This window comes from Microcoleus sp. LAD1_D5, assembly GCF_036702115.1.
Taxonomy (GTDB): domain Bacteria; phylum Cyanobacteriota; class Cyanobacteriia; order Cyanobacteriales; family Microcoleaceae; genus Microcoleus.
The window spans coordinates 1-4,977 of sequence record NZ_JAUBSA010000148.1 but is presented as its reverse complement, the minus strand read 5'-3'; the positions used below and the strand labels follow the sequence as shown (position 1 = coordinate 4,977).

Sequence of the window (4,977 nt, the reverse complement as noted above, 5' to 3'; positions counted from 1 at the left end):
AGCTAGAGTAGCCAATTGACAGGAAAATCGGTTTATTTTCGCTTCGGGCCGCTTCCAAAGCTTCGTCGCACCAAGGCCACCAGTCGATCGGATTTTCGGCGTGTTTCCGCAGGTAAAGGCTTTGGGATTGAGCAAGACGGTTGACCATAATCAAATCCACTTTAAGTCGTGCTGGGTAAGCTTGTCATTTCTCTAGCAGTTTAGCGCGAGATGTTTTAGTTGAGTTGTACCTGATAATTATGTTTTAATATTATGGCTGAGTATCTCGATATAATATGAGCTTATCATCTCGGAGAACCTTCAATCAACAGCTAGGACAATTTTTGCTGAGTGCTGCTGTTCCTCCTGCTGTTCTCAAACTGTACCAAACTGCATCATCGTCGGAGCAAGTTTTATTAGAAACTAATCTTAACAATTCTCTGGCAAAAGCAGACCCAGAAATAGAATTATTAGTCCCAACATTTTTAGGTAATGACAAGCGTCGGTTCTACGGCAGAGGTGTTCCGAAAAGCTTGAAGTTAATCGACAAATTTCAACTAGGAAGCGGCCGGACTTTTCTGGGAAGGCGGTCTGTAGTTTGGAGCGGTGCCGGTTGGACAGGACAGCCGACTATTACCAGAGACGGGGGAAAAACTTATTTAATTATAGGTGCTTATGACCACAATTTGCGAAAAATAGATATTGCTACTAATAAAGAAGTTTGGCGCTATAAATTTGATGATATAATCAAAGGTTCATCAACGATTTATATCGATGAAAAAGCGAGCGCCGAAAACAGAATTGTGATTTTGCAAGGCAGCCGTAGTGGCGGTGGTGGCAAAAGTGTCGTGCCGAGTTTTAGGGCAATATCTTTTAGAACTGGCAAGGAACTTTGGAAATTGGACATCAGGAAAACGCCCAGCTACAGCCGAGATAATGACAGCAGCGCTTTGGACATCGGCGGTGGCGTTTTGTTCAATGCTGGGGAAAATGCGATCGGCTATTTTCTCGATAGTTCCACAAGCCAGGCAAAAATCAAACAAGGCATCAAGCAGCCAAATATATTGTCGGAAGTACAGCTTTATGCAGCAGCAGATATCAGCAAACACGGCGGTAACTTGGTAGCGGAATCATCGCCATCGAGGCTAAAAGATAGAATTTTTATAGCTGCTGGTTCCGGTCATATTTACGGTATTAGCATTGCAACTAAAAAAATAGTTTGGGATTTTTATACTGGTTCAGATTTGGATGGAAGTGCTGTAATTTCTAAATCAGGAAAACTGTTTTGTGCCATTGAAAAACAATACATTCAGGGCAACGGTGGAGTGCTGAAGCTGAATCCCAACAAGGAACCGAATGCCAGTGTTGAATGGTTTTTGCCGACGGGAAATCGCCGACTGTCTAGCTGGGAAGGCGGGATAATTGGCTCGGTGGCGTTGAATGACGAGTACAATTCAGGGGAGTTTCCGGCGCTGTTTGCCACAAATGCGATCGATGGCAATTTGTACATCGGTTCCCAAGATATGATTACAGGTAAAAAAAGTTCTGTGCCTTGGCGAAACCAGTCTTACGATACTCCGGTAATAGTATTTAAAAAAGCGATTGGTTCTTCAATTTCGACTCCGATTTTTACCGATGGCAATAAACTGATCAGTGCGGGATACAACGGTGTTTATTTGTTCAATTTGAATTGGGAACGAGCGAAGTCGGGGGATCAGAATGCTTTGAAAAATGCTAAAGGGGAGTTTTACCGTTTGAAAGTAATAGAATCGGGGAGATTTAAGCCTGGTTTGTCATTTGAGGCGACGCCTGTAGTTTGGGACGGAATTGTGAGGATTTGCGCCAGGGATGGCTGGATGTATACTTTGGGTTAGTTATGGGTATTTTGTACCTTTATCGGGAACAGGCAAGATGCCTGTTCCACAAAAGAGTCTACTTATTGTGGAACAGGCATCTTGCCTGTTCTTGAAAGGGTGTTGAAATCCGCCACCTATTCCTACCTGCGGTTTAACTGCGGTGAGAGAAAGAATTTCGGAAATTATCGGAAACTCGTTATGGCAACTCCTGAAACTCAAATAAGTTTAGTTTACGGTTGAGAGGATGCTCAAGGTATTTTACAGCTTGCGATCGCACGCTGACAGGATGAAGGGGAATTATCCAGAGTGCACCTTTTCGAGATAGCAGCGGAATTGGGCATTTCCGAACAGGATATTGTGGCGGCGGCACAGCAATGGTTAGCAACTAGAGGAGAATTTCCAGAAAAACACGTTTTTAACTCTTACCGTCGTCGCAAATTGCCGAAAAAAGTAACAAAGTACGGCATTATCAATTGACAATCTCAAAAACCCGCCCCGACGGGGATATTATGGTTAATCGATCGGACATGATATCAGTTCTCTAGCAGTTTAGCGCGAGATGTTTTAGCTGAGTTGTTGCTGATCATCCTGTTTTCATACGATCGCTGATAATTTAGATGTCAAATGAGTCGATCGTCTCGGAGAACCTTCGATCAACGGCTGGGAAAATTTTTGCTGACTGCGACGGTTCCTCCTGCTGTCCCCAAACAGTGCCAAACTGAATCTGGGAATTGACGGAGTGAGAAACCCGCTAAAACCTTGATATTTAGAGGGTTTAGGCTCTTGAACCTCCCTCTAGAGAGTAGTAATTATCACAAGTTTATTGACTATTTTGATGGTAGCGAACACGAACGATCCTCATTCGACCCTGTAGAAAGCCTCAAAATTAGCGATCGTCGCACGCACACATTTTTTTGATAACAAGCTACTCAAACCCTTACTGCGTAAACTCTTTCTACTTGCTTATCACCCGTTAAATCTTGGAATCGAGCTTTTTCGGAAAAATAATATTAACCAATTTTTAGCGAAAGCAGACCCAGAAATAGAATTATTAGTCTCAACATTTTTAGATAACCAGCAGCGCGACTTCTACGGTAGACGCAGGGCTGTTTCATTCTCTTGTTGGGGCAGCCCCCCGTGGCTGCCCCAATCCCACCAAATGCCTAACAAATTCTGGATGGGTCGGGTCGGCATTCTTGGCACGACCCGTACAAAAGGCTGGTTTTCCTGAGAATGAAACAGCCCTGACCGTGTTCCGAAAACTATGTCCCAGAAAGTCGAGTCTTCCCTTTAGTCGGTTAAATTTCCGGCGTCACAGATAATAACGACCACCGAAACCATTCCTCTCTAAACTGAAATGTTGCACCATAATCAATAAGCCTGTTTTGGGCGGGATCTCCTGCCCAACCCCTACTCCCCCCAAGAAAACTCATTCTTTGTGAAACGGGCCCCAGAGCAGGTTCTTGGTAATAGTGCAACATATAAGTCTAAATGGCGCTTGTTGCTGAATCCGAAAGCGAGAATCGACGCACGGAATATGAGCCCAGATTTTGTCCTGAGTTATAGCCACATTCGGCAGCTTCAACTGTCACCATCGGTTTTTACCTATTTTTACCCAGTAATCAAGCTCTCACTTAAACTTTGATACCGTACATTAACGGATAACAAAAATTTTAAAGGCATAATTTAGAGCTTTAAAATAGTTTTATCAGTAATTATGCTGTGTCGCACCCCTGTTTAGGAATCTAAGTTATAGCTTTTTAAAAGAGAGAAAAGTCACGACTAAAATCCGGATGGCAGCACCCATATTTTTTGATGTAAGCCATAGGAAATAGCTAGCTAGAAGTCATCACTTTAGGCATTTAGGCTAAATCCCATCAGCGTATTCTCAATCTTCATCGAATCTTTATCAAACCTAGTTGCATTAACTTGTGCTTCCGTTTATATTGAATATGTGAAGGGAAAAAACCTACTTCCAGTCAACTTACAAATAACGGTGTCAACCATGAAATTCCAATTAAACTTAGTCAAATATATTTTAGCTGTTGCCGGTGTCGCCACTCTTAGTGCAGTATCCGCAGCACCTGCCTCGGCCTTCAGCTTTGGTAATATCGTTGGTGGCGATACGCCGGGAGATGCCTATCAAAACACCTTTACATTTGACGTAATTGACCAAGGTGCATCAGTTCTTTTTAACATCTCCAACTCGGGAAATACTGCTGCCTCTGATATGTTTATCAGTAAAGTTCTCTTTGATGATAATGGCTATCTGTCTAATGCCGTGGCTAACGTTGGTAACATTGGTACCGTAGCTTTTAGTGGTGGTGCTGGTAACGATCAGTTGCCTCAAGGTGGTAATGGTTTCACCACAGACTATGCCTTCACAAGGGATACTGGTGCTGCTAATAAATGGGGTGTCCAAGGTACCGAAACTTTCGGAGTGAGCTTTACTGGAAATTATGCTAACGTAGTTTCCGCTTTGAATACCGGTGCCTTAAAATTAGGTTTGCACGTTCAAGCCTTACCAGGTGGTAAAAGCGATTCTTACATCAGCACCATCAGCACTAGCAACACTGAAGCTACTCCTGAACCCTTAACAATGCTTGCTGCTGGAGCCGCTGTTGGTTTTGGTGCTATGTTCAAAAAGCAACGCGCTCAGGCTCAAAAAGCTGAATAGGCTATCATTTTCACTGCTTTTTGCTCCTGGCTTGATGCCAAACTGATTATTTTATGTTAGACCTAAAAACCTGGTTTCACCAAGAAACCAGGTTTCTTATTATCTAATAGCGCGCCACCGTGAAAAACCCGGACTTGGAAGCCGATCTCAAACACATTTGTAGCGCTACGGCTGTTATTAAGATCTATAATTGAGTCCTGGTAATCCAGTGTATCAACTAGGCATTGAAATCTCTTAGAGGGCGAGCAATCTCCGCAACGGACTGAGCCGAATTGATGCGGCACAGTTCAAGGGCCAATCATCGCTAGATGGGTGGCGTAATTACAGCACCGCAGAGTAGTTGTATTCAACGTCAAGTCGCCCCTAGACAGCGTATTTAAGAACTACCGTAAGGCTGTTTCTTAATAATTTCCGATCTAAAGACACTGAGATTCTTTAAAAGGAGATAATCACCATTGATCATTG

At 43.3% G+C, this 4,977-nt stretch carries 4 protein-coding genes; 3 read left to right on the top strand and 1 reads right to left on the bottom strand.

The features are described 5' to 3' along the window. On the bottom strand, positions 1 to 148 hold a 148-nt coding region (locus QUA70_RS27930; protein ID WP_333351010.1), incomplete at its 3' end, for a DUF255 domain-containing protein. A gap of 127 nt (positions 149 to 275) precedes the next feature. Here QUA70_RS27930 and QUA70_RS27925 point away from each other — a divergent pair. The 3 genes from QUA70_RS27925 (at position 276) to QUA70_RS27915 (ending at position 4,512) form a co-directional block, all read left to right on the top strand. After that, positions 276 to 1,853, top strand: a complete 1,578-nt coding sequence (locus QUA70_RS27925) for an outer membrane protein assembly factor BamB family protein (protein WP_333326692.1) — start codon at positions 276 to 278, stop codon at positions 1,851 to 1,853. Positions 1,854 to 2,141: 288 nt separating this feature from the next. Beyond that, a complete protein-coding gene (locus QUA70_RS27920; protein ID WP_333326690.1) occupies positions 2,142 to 2,312 on the top strand; it encodes a hypothetical protein in 171 nt (56 codons plus the stop codon). Between the two features lie 1,528 nt (positions 2,313 to 3,840). Continuing rightward, on the top strand, positions 3,841 to 4,512 hold the full coding sequence (locus tag QUA70_RS27915; RefSeq protein WP_333326688.1) for a PEP-CTERM sorting domain-containing protein: 672 nt from the start codon (positions 3,841 to 3,843) through the stop codon (positions 4,510 to 4,512). Positions 4,513 to 4,977 lie beyond the last annotated feature (465 nt).

What these genes read in the sequence shown, in the direction of transcription:
- QUA70_RS27915 (WP_333326688.1), top strand. Translation starts at nt 3,841, where the DNA reads ATGAAATTCCAATTAAACTTAGTCAAATATATTTTAGCTGTTGCCGGT.
- QUA70_RS27925 (WP_333326692.1), top strand. Translation starts at nt 276, where the DNA reads ATGAGCTTATCATCTCGGAGAACCTTCAATCAACAGCTAGGACAATTT.